The organism is Mastigocoleus sp. MO_188.B34 (genome assembly GCF_030065675.1).
Taxonomy (GTDB): Bacteria; Cyanobacteriota; Cyanobacteriia; order Cyanobacteriales; family Nostocaceae; genus Mastigocoleus.
Map to the genome: position 1 here is coordinate 1 of NZ_JASJDK010000155.1, position 16,968 is coordinate 16,968.

The following is a 16,968-nucleotide window of genomic DNA, read 5'->3' on the forward strand; positions in this document are numbered from 1 at the left end:
TCTGTGTGGATTAATCGCTTATTGTCACCAACCTAAAAAGCCTAACCTTCATTTAGATTGGCTTTTACCTCAATCTGCTTAACCCGAACTCAGGTCAATTACCCATTACCAATCAATTCTAGATACTAAATTTTTCAGTTTAAAGTTGTCTAATAGCAGAATTCAGAAGTCAGAATTCAGGATTCAAAATCTTTATATATCTTGTTTATATTCCTGTCGCCCCACTTACTGCTCCCAATTTCTTTAACACAATCTTTTGAGCAGTAGTTAAACCTGTCATCCCAGTAATATTCATTCCTTCGTAAAGCCCAGGAATATTCAAAGTTTGCCAACACTCACCCTTGTGGATATTCCACAACTTAATTGTCCCATCTTCACTGCCAGTAGCAATAATTTCTCCATCCGAACTACAAGTTACGGGAAATACTGCCCCATTATGTCCTTTGAAAACTTTCAAACATTGCCCGGTGTAGGTGTCCCAAATTCGCAATGTTTGGTCTTGGCTAGCAGTAAATAGAGTTTTACCATTGGGGCTAAAAGTAATACTAGTAGGAGCTTCAGTATGCCCTCTACAGGTTGCAATCACTGCTTGACGATTGACATCCCAAAGTAAAATATTATAGTCACCACCTATACTGGCAAGAATATTACCTTCAGGACTCCAGGCTACAGCCCATACCCAAGTTTTACCTACCTCTAATGTATGTAAACATTCCCCAGTTTCTATATTCCAAAGTTTAACTGTGTAGTCTGCACTACCACTAGCGAGAATTTTGCTATCGGGACTCCAAGCAACAGACCATACCCAGTCCTCATGTCCTTGTAAAGTCTGTAAACATTCTCCGTTATTTGGGTTCCATAATTTAATACTGAGGTCACCACTACCACTAGCGAGAATTTTGCTATCGGGACTCCAAGCAACAGACCATACCCAAGCTTCATGTCCTTGCAAGGTTTTCACACATTCGCCGTTATTTACGTTCCATAATTTTATGGTGCGGTCAAAACTTCCACTCGCCAAAGTCTTACCATCTGGACTCCAAGCAACAGACCATACCCAAGCTTCATGTCCTGTCAAAGTTTTTAAACATTTACCATTATTTGTATTCCATAATTTTACAGTCTTATCTGTACCACCACTTGCTAAAATATTATCTTGGGAGTGGGAAGGGGTTGGATGCCACGCCAAACCGTAGATACAGTTAATGTGTCCTTTTATAGTTTTTAGTTTGTTACCATCATTAATACGCCATAACCTAAGGGTTTGGTCATAACTTCCACTAGCCAAGGTTTTACCATCCGGACTGATGGCAATTGAACGAATCATTTCATCATGACCCTGAAAGATTTTAATACATTCTCCACTATTGATATCCCAGAGACGAACAGTTCGATCTGCACTGCAACTTGCTAAATTTTGTCCGTTGGGAGTAAATACCACGGAAAATACAGAATCTTCATGTCCAACATAAGTTATTTGACATTTACCGCTACAAGTATCCCAAAGTTTCACAGTTCGATCTTGGCTTCCACTAGCCAAATTTTGTCCGTTGGGACTAAACTCCACTCCATACACCAAACTCTTATGTCCGCAGAAGGTTTGCAAACATTTTCCAGATTTGATATCCCAAAGTTTAATAGTCCGATCGTGACTAGCGCTAGCTAAATATGTTCCATCCCTACTGAAACTGATAGAATGTACGTCACCCGTGTGCCCTGTAAATATCCTCAGTTTTTTGGTTTGAATATCCCACAGCAGTAATTTACCTTCAGAAGTTGCGATCGCAATTTGGTTCCCATCTGGACTAAATTTCAGCGACCAAATAAACTCACTTTCTAATGGTAATGTCTGGAAGCAGCTTTGGGTTTCAATTTCCCAAAGTCTAACCAGATTATCTTCACCACCACTAGCAATGATTTTTCCATCAGGACTAATTGCTAATGACCAAACCCAGTTACGATGACCCAGGAAAGTTGCACGTAATTGACAATCTGGAACGCCCCAAAGTTGAATACTACTGTGGGTATCCCCAGTTGCTAAAAATTCACCATCGGGACTGTAGGCTAGTTGCAGAATACCACCTAAACTTTGAGCAAAACTAGTTCGAGCAAAATTTGCACCGACAAAATTACAATTATGCAAATTTACATATTTTAAATCTGCATGGTAAATGGTCAGATAGGAAAAATCATATCCTGTTAAATCTATCTGGAGATGAATGCAAAGATTAATTAGATTACCCGCAGCATAACCAGAATCAGAGCAAAATAAATCTGAATCCTGATATATTTTATTTTTATAAATCAGACTATTTTCATTAGTTAGACTGGAACCACGTAGGCGATCGAGAATTGTTTGTACTTGTCTTGCAAGTACTTGTGGGGAAGCAAAAGTATGACGTAACAAATGGGCTATTGGTTCTAATATCAGTCTTCTTTGACTTTCCTGAATAAAATCTTTACTTGTGGTCTTGATTAATGCATAGCTTCCAAATAAATTAAATTTTGTAGCAATTAATTCCTGATAAATCTGTCCAATTAAGTTATCGATGACAAACTCCATCACCACTGGTTGCAGGGTATAACAACCGGATTGTTTTTCTACTAAACAACGACAGGTGAGAGATTCCAAGGCTTCTAAAAGATTGGCTTTAGAAGTAATCGGAATAATATCTTGATACAATTCGGTAGTGCTTGTCCAATCGCGGTTAATTGCTAACCAGTTAATAATAGTTTCTTCCAGAGTGGTGAGACGTTGGAATTGTTGTTCGAGCAAGCGACGAATACCGTTAAAAGCAATGCTTCCCTGTTCTAAAAATTGGCTTAAGTCACCATCAAATAGATCCTGTATGGAAGTAGCAATTATCTTTAGTGCGAGGGGACTGTTACCGTAATATTGGCAAACTTGCTGTTTTTGACTTGCTGTTCCCCGAATTTTTTTGGCTTGTAATATGGCTTGTGCAACTTCTAATGAACCTTGGATGTAGAAAACTTGTACTGACGAATCATCCATTCCTTGTTCGCTTGCAAGTTCCGGTGGTTTTTCCCGACTAGTTAACATCAGACAGCTTTGGTGAGCAGTTTCTGCAATTATCCGCAAAAGTTCGCCGTAATCTTCATAACCAGGTCGATAATATCCTGTTTTACCCGCTTGCAAAATCGTTTCTACATTATCCAAAATAATTAGGGAACGGGAGCTACGTAAATAATTCAGTAGTTTGCGCACAGATATTTGTGCTTCCTGGTAATCGGACAGCAAACCAATTAGTTCTGTTAGAATTGTATTCAGGGTCGGTGCATTGCGGAGTGTTCTCCAAATTACATAGGCAAATTCACTTTGTACTTGCTCTGCAATTTTTACAGATAAACTTGTTTTACCAATTCCACCATGACCTAACAAAGCCACAACTTTACAGCGATTTTTGACAATATATTTTTGGAGTTGATTTCGTTCGGTACTACGTCCATAAAAAACAGAGACATCAGGAGCAGTTCCCCAATCAAAAGATATTGGTTTTGATGGAGACTCTTGTATATCATCTACTTGCTGAGGATTAAAATTTTTTGATTCTAAAAGTTTTTGTTCTAAAAGTTTTGATTCTAAAGTTTTTGTATCTAAAATGCTCGGTTCTAAAGGTCTTAATTCTAAAGTTCTTGATTCTAAAGCTCTTGAGTCTTGATGTTTGAAGTGCTGTAGTAAAAGTGCACGAAAATTCTTTTTAGTTACTTTTTCTCCTAAGATATCGGATAAATACTTCCAAAGTTGAGCCGCAACACCTTTAATATAGTCTGGATCGTAATCAGCTTCTTCAGCGATCGCATTATATCCTTTACCTTCCCATGCCCTTTGAAAAACCAAAATCCTGACGTTATTGAGAGAACCTGGCGGTAAGATTGTTTCTAAAAACGTCAGTGCTTCTTCTGGTGACATAAGGAATTTTTTTGCTCCAGTGTATTCTTCGGGCAAAAATAATTAAACTACTTCCCTATATTACCTTGGACTGACGTTGTGATTATTCTTGTGTAACTGATCGAAAATTATTGCTAGTCAGGGACAGTAACCTCAAGACCAACAGCTTCACGTAATTTTGGATTACTGTACCAGCTAAATCGACCATTGGTAATCGGTTGAATATTGAGTTCTTTTCGCCATTCTTCCAAGGGTCGCTCGAAACCTTCTTCCCATTTAACGGGGAACAACGGCTTGGCTCTTCGACCCATTTTGATTCCTGCTGAAATGAGGTCAAACACAAACTCAACATCAATCCCAAGATCGTCTTTCCCAGAAAAGAAATAGAGGAGCAAAGTTAGAATATCAATCAACATCCAGCCAGGATAGCCAGTCTGAACGACAGTCACAGAAATAACTCCATTCTCGCCAAAGTCATCAAAGCTAAATCCTGTAAGAATATGGTGTAAGTCATGGGTTTTGCGAATGCGGTTGATAATATAATCTGTATCAGATGTAGTCTCCCGCAGACGATAAAAGTGAGGATCGTAACCAAGAGCATTCATCACCCGAGCATAAGTCCACCCCAAAGAACCTTGTGGCATTTTGATAAGTTCTTGAAGGTCGAAATCTGCTCCCATGTAACGTTCCGCGATCGCTGCAGCGGTAGCAGGATCTTGCTTCATCCAAACAATGCATTCTTGCATTTGAGTGCTGTCGCGCAATTTATCAGATATATCGAAAACATTAGTTGTTTCTTGATTTGCTCCCGCCGCTAAATCGATAAAAGTAAGTAACTCGTTAATATTCTCTGGAGTAGCAATTTCGTTAATATATTTGAAGCTCATTGTTATTCTCCTAAACTCTCATCCTGTCAATTTTTCCCAGAGCATTTCTTGTTTTTGCCCTTGCTTATTCAGCAGTTTAGGTCGATTACTTCGGCGTGTCAGTCAGAGAAAAGTTATGAGTTTTGAGCTTCCACTTTGTAACTAGGTAAGCTAAAAGTAACTATCAAGTGAGTAAAAAGTAAGTATTGATTCCCTGCTCCCTCTTAAGCAATGCTTTCAATGCAAGATCCAGAAAAACTTACTTTTTTATTACTGACAATAATTAAAAGCAAACATAGACTAATTTCATCAGCTTCAGTTAATAAAAAATTCTGTGGTTCATTAATTTTGTAATTAATCGTCAATAGAGTTTTGCAAAAATTAATACTGATTTGGGTGAGATTAATTATGGAGGCTGACACCACTAACTCACAAGAACAAACAACTTCAGAAGTAAGCAAAGAAACAGAAACTGTAGTGGAAAAAAATATCCCCAATGCTTCCGAAACTGTTAAACAGAAAACAATGGAATTAATGGATGTGATTAAAAAGCGACTACAGTCACAGTTTAAGTTTACTGATCCGCAGTTAGACTCAAACCTTTGGAAAACCCTTTTTTCTCAATAAGAAAAGATTTTCATAGCAAAAGGTTTTGATTACAAAAGAAGTTGATTTCAAAAGGTTTCGATCGCAAAAGCAAGAAGTTGTTAACCCTCAACAATTTTTTGAGAATCAAATTTTGAATTACTAGGAGAAAATCATGGCTACTGAAACCAAAACCACTCAAGAATCTGCAATTGTTACCGTCAGTGAAGAGACAAAAGCCCTTGTAGAACAAAAAATGTCCGATGAATCCGATGAAATCAAACAAAAAATGGGAGAATTAGTAGAACTTATTAAAAGACGGGCTGAGTTGGAATTAGAATCAGCAGGTGAAATGACTCGTGAGGCTTATATCACAGCAATTAACCAGGCGAAATCAACTTTGAAGAAAACAGAGGATTTCTTTGCAGAACAAGAGAAATCTCTCGCACAAAAGATTCAAGATTTTAACAATGAAGCGAATCAGCACTGGGAATCTTTTGTTGCAGATATTCAAAAGATGAACAACAGAGTTGATAAAGCGATAGAAGCTGCATGGAAAAACCTAACTGAAACAGAAGAGACAAAATCTTAGATGCATTAGTTATTTGAAAGATTTTCTCTCAGCAAGATTAAATTGCTTTTTCATTATTGGGAGTTGAGAGTGATGTGCAACGCTGTGTGAAATGTTTATTACCAACTCCCATTTTCAACCAAACCCTTTTCCGAAAAATAACCTGTATAACATTGCCCAATTTGTTGAAAACCAAGAGAATTGTAAAGTGCAAGTGCTACAGTGTTATCCTCGTCTAACCATAAATGCACTGCAGGGCGTTCTTGCAATAATTCACCGATAAAAAACGCCAACAATTTATAACCAAAGCCCTGTCGGCGATGTTTTGCAAAAGTTAAAGGTGCAAATATACCTGCATACCTGGTTGTATCCCTACCCCTTTTGACTACAGAAACTATTTCTCCGTTTTTCTCTAAAACTGCAATTTGTTTTGCAGCTATTAAAAGATCCCAATTGCGATTTAAACTACCACTACCCCGTTCTGCAATATATGCAGCTTCATAAGCTTGCAACCATTCCTTATCTTCGGGTTTAGCCCATCTCCCTTCTCCACCATTTGGGACTTCGGTACAAATCATTACTATTTGATCATACTCTCTACGTAGTCGATAGTTTTCTAACAATAATGGATGTATCCAGTTTTTTACGTGCTTAGAAGTAAAAACTCTTTTGGGAACTCCTCTTGACTGGAGAATTTTAAAAAGCATTTGTGCGGTAATGCGATCGCTAGCTTCTAGAGATGCATTGGTTTGATTTGGCTCTACCATCACAACGCCGGAAATTTCTGAATTCAACATTGCAATTGCAAGCTTTCCTCCTATTTGCTCAAAAGCAATATTGTTATGAAAAATAAAACCTAGCCCCCGCTCCAGTTCTAGGTTTTCATGAGAATTATCTGCTAACCATTGTGTTGCTGCTTGCAGAAGTTTGGGAGGAGGGGACTCGATAATTTTGAGCGCTGATTGTGTAGAGATGGGGTCTTGCATAGCAAGATTATACAGGACTTACGTAAGCTTCGCGAAAAAATATGTTGGGTGGTAGAGACGTAGCATTGCTACGTCATTATCAAAAATATATTTCGAGAAACCAACAAGAAAGTAATTGATTACCAACCCAAAACAGAATAAAACTCTTTTAGGTTAACACCATCCTCAGTTACTGAAGAAGTTTCATTTTTAACCTCTGATTGCTCAGTATCTGACACATCAGTATCGGAATCAACTCTAGATTCTGTACAAAAAGTTGCAGTACTTAAACCACCAAATCTTTTTACTGCACTGGTTCGCATTCTCAGGTCGGGACTAGCAAACCAAAATCTTTCAACTGAACTCATAGTTTCATATTCAGTTGTTAACACCAAACCATCTTCATCATCCATTTCAAAGCGACCAACTACAGGAACTATCTCTGCATAACCCCGCTCCCGTAGTAGTCTACCTTTTCTTGGATTATCTGGATCTGGAACAATTGCAAATACTGTTTTACCTTCGTGATTTTCATCACCTTCTCGATCCCAAGCCATGGTTCCTAACCAACGTACTCGAGAACCACCTACGGACAAATTGGGGTCAATAGAGTGCATTTCACACAAAGCAATAATTTCTGGATCGTCAGCAGCCAAAGTTTCTACAACAATGTCTGATTCTCCTTTCTCTGCTCTTTTAAAGGCTAAGTGGTGTGTTGTTCGCTTTGAAGACCACCTACCAGCACTTAGCTGAAAAAATTCTACCGCATCCATCAAACCCAATACTCCCTAATCATAAATATTAAATTATTAATCCTGCAAGTTAACTTGCCGAATATTTTTGTTATGACATCGTCTTCCAGATTACAGCCATTAATGCTTGAGGTTCAACCAAACCTGAGCAACAAGTTTCTAGCAATTGAATTACCTTAATCAAATATTCTACAAATTTATTGTAAACATGGTAAAAATCTGGCAAATACCCTCTCAAACTTTTTCAAGCTCAACATGATTCTCAAAACCTTATTCAAAAGAGACTGGACTCTCACTTGAGGATACTGTAAACTTTCTTTAACACTATTCTCTATAGCTTGACAAATGTCACCAATTAGTAGTCTCTGCTAACATAAGATAAAGGTACAAAAATACTATGTATGGAAAGTAGTGTTTTGCCTGTGTAGTTAATTCAATAAATTTCAAGGAGGCTTAAAATGGACTTCCCAATCGAACTAACATTAGAGCAAAAATTCCGCTTACAAACACTAAAAGAACAGGTTCAAGGTTTGACACAAGAGGAGGCACAAACCTATCTATTAGAAGTTTTGCGACAAATGATGGTTAAGGATAATTTGGTAAAACATCTCCTAAAAGATGCTGCTTAGATGACATATTTTCATTGGAGCTAATAGTTTCAGTGGAGTTAGTCTGGCAGATACTTAAATTCTTGCCAACATTTTGACCGAACTAAATGACCGTGTGGGAACGCGTTCACATAATTAATTTGTTTTGTTACAAATTTTCGATTGCATTGTTGCAGATGTAGAGAATGCTGGGAATTAGGGGATGAAAATTTATGATTCATCCAACTAACAATTTTATTTTTTGCTGCGATAATTTATATTTATATATATTCATCGTCGTTACAAGGGTTTTCCAGCTTTCTTAAACCTTATTGTTCGAAGCTTATCGGCTAAGAAATGGGAAATATGGCGCTATGCGCAAGTAAAAAGTAAAAAGTAAAAAGTAATAACAGACCGCGCCTGTAGGGTTATCAAAAGCTTACAAATTATAACTACGAAGATATTTTGCTTGATTTTATTGATTTACTATATTGTTTAAAATTTATTTAAAACTAAGTTTGTGTATCAATCTTGATGGCGGTGCGTTACAGCAAATTTTGAATTATTCGAACAATCCAATTTTTATTTTGCTGTAACACAACCTACTAAAGAATTTTTCTATAGTTGGGAATTGGTATATCAATTAATTTCTTTATTTAACCATTAACCCTTTTTACTTGAGAAATCGCTAACTCCATGGCTCGCTGTATTGGAGTTTCCGATTCCTGAGTTAATGCATTTTGCAAAGGTTCTAAAATAGTGTCTTTAGGAGGAGCTGTTTCGCTTGTTCCTATTTTCATCAATGCTAAAGCAGCTGATTTGCGACTTTCCCCATTGGAGTGACCCAATAACTCAACTAATTTAGGAATTGCTGGTTGATAAGCTAAATTACCTAAAACTGCAGCAGCTTCACAGCGTACAGTTTCGTCACTGTCATTAAGAGCATTAACTAAGGTTTCAAATGCTTGTTCTTCGGGACTGTCTTGGGCTACTTTAGCGATCGCACCCACTACCGCAGCCCGAACAACTGGGGATTCTGAGGAGATTTCCTTATATAAAAATTCTTTTGCTTCTACCCCAATAAATGCTAAAGCCCAAGCTGCATGACCTTTGGTGCTTTCAGGATGTTCTGGGGAAGCTAAAATTTTCAGTAATGCTGGTACCGCAGCTTCTCCCGTTCTTGCTAAAGCTCCCACGGATGAACCTTTGACTACTGTGTCTTCATCAGTCAATAGAGCATTAATTAAGTGGGGAACTGCTTCAGGGTCAGCAATTAAAGTCAGGGTTTTTGCTGCTGCACGACGTACTACTACGTTGGGATGATGGGCTAAAGCCTCTAGTAACTGGGGAACAGCAGGTTTACCTACTTGTCCTAATGAATCAGCGAATCCCAGCCTGGTCATACCTCGGGAATCCCCTAAACATTCAATCATTTGTTGTATGACTTGCCGATCGCTTTTATCAAAGGTGTTGAGGCTTAGTTGTTCCCTGACGGTCTGGAGTAAAGTGTCGGTTTCAACAACTGTGAGTGGGGTTTCAAAGTTGAGCATCGAGATAAATTAATTCTTGTTTAATGCACGAAAGCGCTGATTAGGAACTCTTGAAAAGGAAATATTTTATCTGGAGAGATATCCTTATTTACTGCTGGTGAGACTAGTGTGTAGTTCTCGCCATTCTTGAAGTTTGGCATCTATTTCTGCCAATTGAGGTTCCAGTTGAGCCATAGTGTGGGACTTTGACATTTTTGCTTTTTGCGCTGCTGCTAAGGTGTCATTAACTAGACGCTCCCGATATGTTTCTAGTTCTTTAATTACTCCTGCTAGCTCTTCGGCATTTATTTGTCCTGCTTCAGCCATGTTTCTATTTCTCCCATTGTTTACTATCTTCTAAAGTTTGATTTGATGATTTTCTTTAAATCATATTTTCTTTAAATTATCTTAAGGCGTTCTAATCTTGTAACAGCCTAGCTTTTTGATGGTTTAGCTTTCTGATAATTTAACACCATTTCCAAACGGGACAAAGCACTGGTGGCTGATTCCTTGACATAGGAGTCAACTGATTTATCTTCCATTAATTCAGTCAGAACTTCTATGGAACGTTTGTCTGGAATTGAACCAAGAGCATTGATAATTGCTACAGCCAGTCCGAGGTTCTCTGTGTTTTTGAGAGTTTCAAATAAAATATCTAGAGATGGGGAACCAACTACCCCCAAAGCCATCACGGAAGCAATGTGAACTACTGGATTGGGATCGTTCATTGCCAGTTTTAATCCCTGCATTCCATTTTCTGGAAAAGTAAGTTCGGGATGATTAGAAGCAACCTGAGCAAGAGCCTTAGCACAACTAGCCTTAATTGTCACATTATCATTATTGAGCAATGAGTCTACTAGAGGAGGTATGGAATCTGCACCAATAAATCCTAGTGCTTTGACTGCTGCTCTGCGGTAGGTGACATCTTCTGCTCCTAAAATTCCCATGAGGCGAGTAATGGTTTCCTCGTCATAGGTTTCAGCAATGTCCACCATAGCCATTTCCCTAAGGTTGGGATTGGGATGTTTTAGTTGTTCAAATAGTTGTTCGCTGGGCATAAAAGTAAATTATATAGACTTTGGGTTGTTGGTTATTAAATTAATGTTTCTTACTTATTACTCATTACTTATTACTCATTACTTACAACAAAGCTGTCTGTGAAGCTTTAGCAGAAATTAACGGATCGCTATCGTTGGCAATTATAGAATGAGAACTATAATCTCCCAGTTTTTCTAAAGCCATTAAAGCTGCATATTTCAAATCCCAAATATTTGTTTCTAAACTGGCTTTAAGTTCGGGAATAGCTCGTTTATCGCCGATTTCTCCCAAAGCGATCGCCGCAGCAGCGCGAGATTTTTGAAATTGAGGTAAGGGATTTTTCAATGCGGACATTAATAGATCGTAAGCAGGAGCATATTTAAGCCAGCCAAATAATTTCATTACATGGTAATGCGCTCCGTAGTCGTTGTGTGCTTCTTCCTCATAAGTATCAAATAAAGCCTGAGGAGTTTCGTCCTGATATGTTTCTAACAGGGTTTTAATTGCAAGATAGCAACGACCAAAATCTGTTTGATAAAGCTCTTGAATTGCAAAAGCTAGACTTGGGGTTTGGTCGTATTCGTGGACAAAATCAATGTCATTGGGATTATCCCGTAACACTTGCTCTAGATAAGGTTGAATTTGCCCAAAAGTTAAATTTCCTTTTTTTATCCCTGAGTATCCGATTAAACGAATCGCCCGCAATCGAAAAACTAGAGAAACAGGACAGCGAGCAATTTGTGGGATTGCCGGATCGTAATCGCAATCAATTAAATCTTGAATACAACCCCTTCGTGCATTTACACTAGAATGTTGTAAAAATTCTACCACCTTTCCCATCTCTGTGTCGTCTCCACTCAGGCGACAGATGGCTGCAATTGCAGCACTAGCAATTGGTGGATCTTCATGTTCTGTGAAGGGATGCAGGCGAGAAAGAGCTTTTTGATAATTTAACTTAGTGAGAATATGTATAATTGTGCGATAAAGTTGCCCGGGTCTTTCTAAAACTTGAGCAACTTCTTCTAAAATATCTTCTTCTTGAATGCCAAATTCCCCGATCGCCCAAACAGCATTTTCTACTGTATAACAATCTTCATCCGTCAAACATTGACGAATTATCGGCAAAGCTTGTTTTGCTGTTAACCTTCCTAAGGTTTCCACTGCTTTGCGTCGTACTATGCGGTTATCCAGAGAAGATTCAGTATTTTCAACTGCTCGAATCAATGCATTAATACTGTCATCTGTAGGAAAGTTGACTAAGTGAGCGGCTGCAGTGTAACGGGAGTTTCCTGCATCTGTTTCGTCTTTAGGAGCATCTAAAAGAGCGATCGCTTCTTGTTCTGTCAGGTTAAAGATATTGAAAAAGCGTTTATCCATGCACTCAATCTTATGTCAATCTTTAATCTTGAAATATTTTCATCTTAAAATATAAAGACTTAAAATATAAAAGACTCAACTGGGGACTCCTAGAGAAATACCCAACCTGACTCGGCAAAGCACTTTACTAAGAATCCCCAGAATTGAAGTTTTAAGTCTTAATCAGCGATATCAAAGACTTTGGAACAACCTATACCTATTAGGATAGGGAGTTGATTACATAGTCTAGAAGAGCGTTGTACTCGGTCAATGCTTGAGGAGACATGTCACGAGGAGCGCAACCACGGTTACGAGCGAATGACAATGCTTCTACATAAGGAGCGGTAGGTAGGCTCAAGGAACGATATACTTCACGCTGACCAGCAATTCCCCACTCATCAACGGGACCAGTACCACCAACAACTAAGCAGTATTGGATTAGACGTAGGTAGTGCTTGATGTCGCGCTGACACTTAGCTTTGAAGGTATCGGTGGAGTTAGCTTGACCAGCTTCGTTTAAGTAAGGATACTTCTTGATACAAGCGTCATAAGCTTCTTTAGCAACGTTGTCGAGGTTGCTTCCGAGCTTTTCAGCAGCTTCTAGACGAGCAGTTGCACGTTGGATGCTACCTTGAACGGATTCTAGGTCAGAACTGCTGGGGAAACGACCTGCTGCATCTGCAGCAGTAATAACTGTGCTAAGAACTGATTTCATATTTTTACTATCTCCAAGTTAACTTTGATCGAGTGTTTATTTCTGTACGATTGCCTAAAAGCTTCGCTACTAAGAGTTTTAAATTCTGTTAGTAATTAGCTTAGAGCAGCAATAACGCGATCGAAGTAGCCAGATGCTTCAGCAACTAAGCTAGCGCAGCGATCCTCGGTCACAGGAGCTCCCATTTTACGTAGTTTTGCACCAGCAAAAGCTTCGCTTGGAGTATCTTTGATGTGAGCAGCAGCTTGAGCCTTCATGATTTGGACAGCACGAACTGTAGAAGTGGTAGGAACGCCCAAAGCAGAGTAGGTTTCTTTCAAACCGTTCAAGCAGCGATCGTCTAGAACAGAAGCATCACCAGCTAATAGAGCATAGGTAACGTAGCGGAGGATGATTTCTGCATCACGCAAGCAAGCAGCCATGCGGCGGTTAGGATAGCAGTTACCACCTGCTTGGATCAAACCTTGGTTTTCGCAGATCATTCCAGCGACTGCATCAGAAACCATACAGCTAGCATTACTAGCAATTGCGTTTACAGCGTCAAGGCGTCTGTTTCCGGAAGCGATGAAAGCTTTCAGAGCATCGATATCACCAACAGGTGAGGTGCTAGCATCTGAGGTAACTACAGCTCTAGAAAATGCGTCGAGCATTGAACTCTCCTGAAATTTTACTTATACGAAAATTACTTTCTTATGTGGTTTGTTACTTTCTGAGTGACCAACCAAGTTTTAAGATAATCGTTAAGGGTTATTTGAATCTCATTTCTGAGATAGAAAGTAATAATCTGTAACTTTTATCTAGACTCTGTTAAATTTACTTTCTGGTTTTACAACCTAGGCTATCGCCTGTATTGCAGCGAGTGAAAGGATTCCACTGTCCTAATTCCTTGCCAGGACGACTGCAGAGCATGGCTTGCGTTTCTTCACTAATACCTTGGGCTTTTGTAAAGTCAGCGCCAGAAATATTCTGCACTTGCTCGAAATTTGCATCTGTCAAATCAGCAGCGCGGAAATCTACTCCCTGTAATTCTGCTCCAATGAAACGGGCTTTACGTAAATAAGCTCCGGTGAATAAAGCTCCTTGTAAGTTAGCTCCACTTAAAGCAGCATCTTCTAAGTTAGCTCCCCGCAGATCTGTACCACTGAGGTAAGCTCCCCGGAGATTAGCTCCCCGTAAATCTGCATTTTTCAGGTTTGCGGTGTTGAGGAATACTCCATTCAAGTTTGCTTTTGGTCCGATTGCACCAGAATTTCTGTAGTCAAACCCTTCTACCCATTGAGTTTGGGAGTCATAGCGGGCGAGTTGCAGTTTTGCACCTTCTAATTGGGCTTGAGTTAGACAACACCCTTCCAAGTTAGATCTGAATAAGTAACTTTCTGTTAAATTAGCTCCCGTGAGGTTAGCACAACTAAGGTTAGCTCCGCGCAAATCAGCATTTTTTAGATTTGCACCGCTCAGATTTGTTTGACTTAAGTTCGCACCAATGAGGTTAGTGCAACTAAAATCAAGTCCTGACAAATCCATTTCACTGAAGTTAATTCCCTGGAGGTTAGTTTTGGCAAAACTTTTTTTTTCTTGGAGTGCTTGTAATATTTCGTTGGAGATCATAAACAATTCAAAAGTTAAAAGTCAAAATTCAACATATGACCTGCGGACAAGATGAGATAAATACCTCATTTGCGAGAAAACTACTTTTAGATTATTGTCTGTTTACTGTTCCCTATCCCCTGTTCCCGATATTTCCTAATATTTCCTAAAAATCTAAGAAACATTATCATGCTATATGGTGGGTATTGCTTGCCATAAAAGAAATAATTGGGTTTTGAGGGTTAATTAACGGAGAAATATAACAATGTCAGTGACACCACCAATGACAATGATGGATTTTTTTCGTAAAAGTGAGGGGATTTGGTTCTCTCAAAGAGCAGTGCATAACTTTGCTGCAGTTGCGGATGAATCGGGGGAGTCAAATCTGATCGTTCAAGTTTTAGACCGACAGGATCCCAGTGTATTAGAAATCGCCTCAAAAGAAGGGATTGACCCAGCTTCAGTTGCTGGAGGTGCAAAGTTTTCATGGCAAGGAAATCTTAAGGATGGGGAACCCAATCCTAATTATGCAGCAATACTTGTAGATGTTCCTAACCCTGATAATCCCCGTTATGGTAAATTTTTCCGCAATCAAGGCTACGTTGAAGGTATTCCAGTAGTAGGAATTTATAGTTTTGCGGAAGATGGAGTATTGACCATTGATACAGAATACGAGAAAAATCAGGGTCAAGAACGTTGTTGGTTTGTGACAGATGATTTTCGCGTGCGTGTAAGCACTGTTAAGTTGATGAATGGAGTTAACTTGATGGCTTATTGCTCTGAGCGTCGTTGTATTTTACCTTCTCAACTGGATGAAATGATTGAAAAAAATCGACAGAGAGCTTTAACTACGTAATTGGTAATTGGTAATGGGTAATTGGTAATAGTAAGGGTTGTCTTTGCTTTAAGTTATTTTTGTTTGGTAAAGTTTTAGCCTCGATTTGAGGTTTATCAACTAGATACAGACGTATTTAGTGTTGGTAATTCATTAGCAAAGCTTTGACGCTTATCAAATTTTAGGGGTCCATGTTCCGACCCCCAAACCTGTTCGTGGTTATTAATATCCATACCTCGGTCTAAACTCATCCAAGTTGTTTCTGTAATTTCAACTTCACTAATTAAATAAGTTGATTTTCCGTACTTTTCAATTAAACATTTATTTCCTTCTACACCACCTCGAAATAAATCCCCTTCCCATCTAAAAACCATCGAGCAGTTATGACGGCGTTCTATTTTATCGGGAGATATGGTTTTTAAAATATCTAAATTATGTCCAGCACCGGCGTAAAGATAAGCATCTTGTAAACTATAGTTTTCAATATAAATTTCTTCTCCCCGATCCACTACCCGATGGATTCCTTGACGGTAAGGAGTCCACAGATCGTAGTCATAGGTTTGTTCGGAATAAAACCCAATTCCTTCAAAAAATTCAAACGGTAAAGGACGGAAAAAAATCCGAATGTGAGCAAAATTTTTCGTATCAGCAAAGGACTGTTGATAATTACTAAAATCTCCAGCCATCCAACTGGCTAATTTCATCATTAAGGAATCACTCATGATTTTTTCTCCTTGTTTAAGGAACGGATTTCTGAAGAAAAAGAAGCGGTAACAACTCCGGAACCCGCACTAGTTTTAATTAAAGAAACTCGAAAGCGAACATTATCCCCACAAAACCAAATTTTCTCCTCAGCCATTGCTCGGTCATAGGGAGTTAGTAAACTAAAAACTCCTTCTTCATTGATTTGGTAATTACCTACGGAAGGAATTGTTTCCGCATATCCTCTATCCCGCAATAACTTACCTTTTTGGGGTTCATTAGGATCGGGAATGGGAACGAGAATAGTTGTCCCTTGGGAAATTTCTTCTTCTTCCCAGTCAGATTCTCCTTCCCAAGTCATGCGAAAAGGAACGGTTGCTAATTCAGGAGCGATTTCATAGGATTTGCATAAAGCGACAACTTCTGGATCGTCCGATGCTACAGGAACAATATCGATTGTGGAAATCACTTGTTCGAAGTGAGCAAAAGCTAAATGATGAGCACTACGCTGCGATCGCCATCTACCGAGAGAAAGTTGTACAAATTTTGTAATATCCATTCTGAAATTCTATATTTAGTAATGAAGGCAGACAAATATCACTACTGTACTACTTTTCCCTCCCCATTCCTGACACCTCACTGAACCAAGTAAACCTATTAATCTTCTGTCTGAAGTAGATTTACTTAGCTGTGAAAAATTCATCCATATAACTCAATATGGTTTAGTTAGGAATTTTTTCATTCGGGTCAGAGAATAACACAAATCAAAAAACCTGATTATTGTTGGGTTATGTCCCACGGACACCCTTTGCTAACCTTCGTCAACCCAACCTACTTCAATTTTGATATTTAGCCTTAACTGAACGATATTGTTATATATAGCGGTTTTCATTTGAATCAAATACATTTTCTAATTCCCAAATGTAGAGACGTAAAATTTTACGTCTCTACGAGGTGTACTACACTCAAC

17 protein-coding genes are annotated in these 16,968 nt (G+C 38.7%); 4 read left to right on the forward strand and 13 right to left on the reverse strand.

The genetic code is table 11. The annotated features are described in order from the left end of the window. Nucleotides 1-205: 205 nt before the first annotated feature. On the reverse strand, nt 206-3,931 hold the full coding sequence (locus tag QNJ50_RS25330) for an NB-ARC domain-containing protein (protein ID WP_300641137.1): 3,726 nt from the start codon (nt 3,929-3,931) through the stop codon (nt 206-208). Between the two features lie 113 nt (nt 3,932-4,044). After that, complete coding sequence (locus QNJ50_RS25335) at nt 4,045-4,797, reverse strand: Coq4 family protein (protein WP_300641139.1); 753 nt, start codon at nt 4,795-4,797, stop codon at nt 4,045-4,047. Between the two features lie 387 nt (nt 4,798-5,184). Here QNJ50_RS25335 and QNJ50_RS25340 point away from each other — a divergent pair, with 387 nt between their 5' ends. Together QNJ50_RS25340 and QNJ50_RS25345 are read left to right on the forward strand one after the other, a co-directional pair. Next, nucleotides 5,185-5,403, forward strand: coding sequence for a hypothetical protein (locus tag QNJ50_RS25340; RefSeq protein ID WP_300641141.1), 219 nt, complete (start codon nt 5,185-5,187; stop codon nt 5,401-5,403). Between the two features lie 133 nt (nt 5,404-5,536). Further along, nucleotides 5,537-5,953 (forward strand): hypothetical protein, encoded by a 417-nt coding sequence (locus QNJ50_RS25345; protein WP_300641143.1) that lies wholly within the window; start codon nt 5,537-5,539, stop codon nt 5,951-5,953. Between the two features lie 98 nt (nt 5,954-6,051). On the opposite strand, the gene QNJ50_RS25350 is transcribed toward QNJ50_RS25345, so the two are convergent. Further along, nucleotides 6,052-6,918, reverse strand: a complete 867-nt coding sequence (locus tag QNJ50_RS25350; protein ID WP_300641145.1) for a GNAT family N-acetyltransferase — start codon at nt 6,916-6,918, stop codon at nt 6,052-6,054. Nucleotides 6,919-7,037: 119 nt separating this feature from the next. Next, complete coding sequence (locus QNJ50_RS25355) at nt 7,038-7,670, reverse strand: phycobiliprotein lyase (protein ID WP_300641147.1); 633 nt, start codon at nt 7,668-7,670, stop codon at nt 7,038-7,040. A gap of 437 nt (nt 7,671-8,107) precedes the next feature. Here QNJ50_RS25355 and QNJ50_RS25360 point away from each other — a divergent pair, with 437 nt between their 5' ends. Next, a complete protein-coding gene (locus QNJ50_RS25360; protein WP_300641148.1) occupies nt 8,108-8,278 on the forward strand; it encodes an NblA/ycf18 family protein in 171 nt (56 codons plus the stop codon). Between the two features lie 614 nt (nt 8,279-8,892). Here the strand turns inward: QNJ50_RS25360 and QNJ50_RS25365 are convergent. From QNJ50_RS25365 to QNJ50_RS25395, 7 genes are all read right to left on the reverse strand, one after another. After that, a complete protein-coding gene (locus QNJ50_RS25365; protein ID WP_300641150.1) occupies nt 8,893-9,786 on the reverse strand; it encodes a HEAT repeat domain-containing protein in 894 nt (297 codons plus the stop codon). A gap of 84 nt (nt 9,787-9,870) precedes the next feature. Then, complete coding sequence (locus QNJ50_RS25370; protein ID WP_300641152.1) at nt 9,871-10,092, reverse strand: hypothetical protein; 222 nt, start codon at nt 10,090-10,092, stop codon at nt 9,871-9,873. A 107-nt stretch (nt 10,093-10,199) separates the two neighbouring features. Further along, nucleotides 10,200-10,823 (reverse strand): HEAT repeat domain-containing protein, encoded by a 624-nt coding sequence (locus QNJ50_RS25375; RefSeq protein WP_300641154.1) that lies wholly within the window; start codon nt 10,821-10,823, stop codon nt 10,200-10,202. An 82-nt stretch (nt 10,824-10,905) separates the two neighbouring features. Further along, nucleotides 10,906-12,180, reverse strand: a complete 1,275-nt coding sequence (locus QNJ50_RS25380; protein ID WP_300641156.1) for a HEAT repeat domain-containing protein — start codon at nt 12,178-12,180, stop codon at nt 10,906-10,908. 199 nt (nt 12,181-12,379) lie between these two features. Next, nucleotides 12,380-12,874 (reverse strand): bleomycin hydrolase, encoded by a 495-nt coding sequence (locus tag QNJ50_RS25385; RefSeq protein WP_300641157.1) that lies wholly within the window; start codon nt 12,872-12,874, stop codon nt 12,380-12,382. A 95-nt stretch (nt 12,875-12,969) separates the two neighbouring features. Next, nucleotides 12,970-13,524 (reverse strand): C-phycoerythrin subunit beta, encoded by a 555-nt coding sequence (gene cpeB / locus QNJ50_RS25390; RefSeq protein WP_300641159.1) that lies wholly within the window; start codon nt 13,522-13,524, stop codon nt 12,970-12,972. Nucleotides 13,525-13,687: 163 nt separating this feature from the next. After that, the gene (locus tag QNJ50_RS25395) at nt 13,688-14,482 is read right to left on the reverse strand and encodes a pentapeptide repeat-containing protein (RefSeq protein WP_300641161.1); all 795 of its coding nucleotides are present in this window, start codon (nt 14,480-14,482) and stop codon (nt 13,688-13,690) included. A gap of 244 nt (nt 14,483-14,726) precedes the next feature. Here QNJ50_RS25395 and QNJ50_RS25400 point away from each other — a divergent pair, with 244 nt between their 5' ends. Further along, nucleotides 14,727-15,317, forward strand: coding sequence for a phycobiliprotein lyase (locus QNJ50_RS25400; RefSeq protein ID WP_300641163.1), 591 nt, complete (start codon nt 14,727-14,729; stop codon nt 15,315-15,317). Between the two features lie 95 nt (nt 15,318-15,412). Here the strand turns inward: QNJ50_RS25400 and QNJ50_RS25405 are convergent, their stop codons facing one another. Then, a complete protein-coding gene (locus tag QNJ50_RS25405) occupies nt 15,413-16,018 on the reverse strand; it encodes a chromophore lyase CpcT/CpeT (protein ID WP_300641165.1) in 606 nt (201 codons plus the stop codon). After that, complete coding sequence (locus QNJ50_RS25410) at nt 16,015-16,557, reverse strand: phycobiliprotein lyase (protein ID WP_300641167.1); 543 nt, start codon at nt 16,555-16,557, stop codon at nt 16,015-16,017. The genes QNJ50_RS25405 and QNJ50_RS25410 overlap by 4 nt, the downstream gene beginning before the upstream one ends. Between the last annotated feature and the right edge of the window lie 411 nt (nt 16,558-16,968).

Excerpts from the sequence above, each read along its gene's own strand:
- QNJ50_RS25380 (WP_300641156.1), bottom strand. The coding sequence starts at position 12,180 with ATGGATAAACGCTTTTTCAATATCTTTAACCTGACAGAACAAGAAGCG.
- QNJ50_RS25345 (WP_300641143.1), top strand. The coding sequence starts at position 5,537 with ATGGCTACTGAAACCAAAACCACTCAAGAATCTGCAATTGTTACCGTC.
- QNJ50_RS25410 (WP_300641167.1), bottom strand. The coding sequence starts at position 16,557 with ATGGATATTACAAAATTTGTACAACTTTCTCTCGGTAGATGGCGATCG.
- QNJ50_RS25405 (WP_300641165.1), bottom strand. The coding sequence starts at position 16,018 with ATGAGTGATTCCTTAATGATGAAATTAGCCAGTTGGATGGCTGGAGAT.
- QNJ50_RS25340 (WP_300641141.1), top strand. The coding sequence starts at position 5,185 with ATGGAGGCTGACACCACTAACTCACAAGAACAAACAACTTCAGAAGTA.
- QNJ50_RS25385 (WP_300641157.1), bottom strand. The coding sequence starts at position 12,874 with ATGAAATCAGTTCTTAGCACAGTTATTACTGCTGCAGATGCAGCAGGT.
- QNJ50_RS25395 (WP_300641161.1), bottom strand. The coding sequence starts at position 14,482 with ATGATCTCCAACGAAATATTACAAGCACTCCAAGAAAAAAAAAGTTTT.
- QNJ50_RS25355 (WP_300641147.1), bottom strand. The coding sequence starts at position 7,670 with ATGGATGCGGTAGAATTTTTTCAGCTAAGTGCTGGTAGGTGGTCTTCA.
- QNJ50_RS25375 (WP_300641154.1), bottom strand. The coding sequence starts at position 10,823 with ATGCCCAGCGAACAACTATTTGAACAACTAAAACATCCCAATCCCAAC.
- QNJ50_RS25350 (WP_300641145.1), bottom strand. The coding sequence starts at position 6,918 with ATGCAAGACCCCATCTCTACACAATCAGCGCTCAAAATTATCGAGTCC.
- QNJ50_RS25400 (WP_300641163.1), top strand. The coding sequence starts at position 14,727 with ATGTCAGTGACACCACCAATGACAATGATGGATTTTTTTCGTAAAAGT.
- QNJ50_RS25365 (WP_300641150.1), bottom strand. The coding sequence starts at position 9,786 with ATGCTCAACTTTGAAACCCCACTCACAGTTGTTGAAACCGACACTTTA.
- QNJ50_RS25370 (WP_300641152.1), bottom strand. The coding sequence starts at position 10,092 with ATGGCTGAAGCAGGACAAATAAATGCCGAAGAGCTAGCAGGAGTAATT.
- QNJ50_RS25335 (WP_300641139.1), bottom strand. The coding sequence starts at position 4,797 with ATGAGCTTCAAATATATTAACGAAATTGCTACTCCAGAGAATATTAAC.
- cpeB (WP_300641159.1), bottom strand. The coding sequence starts at position 13,524 with ATGCTCGACGCATTTTCTAGAGCTGTAGTTACCTCAGATGCTAGCACC.
- QNJ50_RS25330 (WP_300641137.1), bottom strand. The coding sequence starts at position 3,931 with ATGTCACCAGAAGAAGCACTGACGTTTTTAGAAACAATCTTACCGCCA.
- QNJ50_RS25360 (WP_300641148.1), top strand. The coding sequence starts at position 8,108 with ATGGACTTCCCAATCGAACTAACATTAGAGCAAAAATTCCGCTTACAA.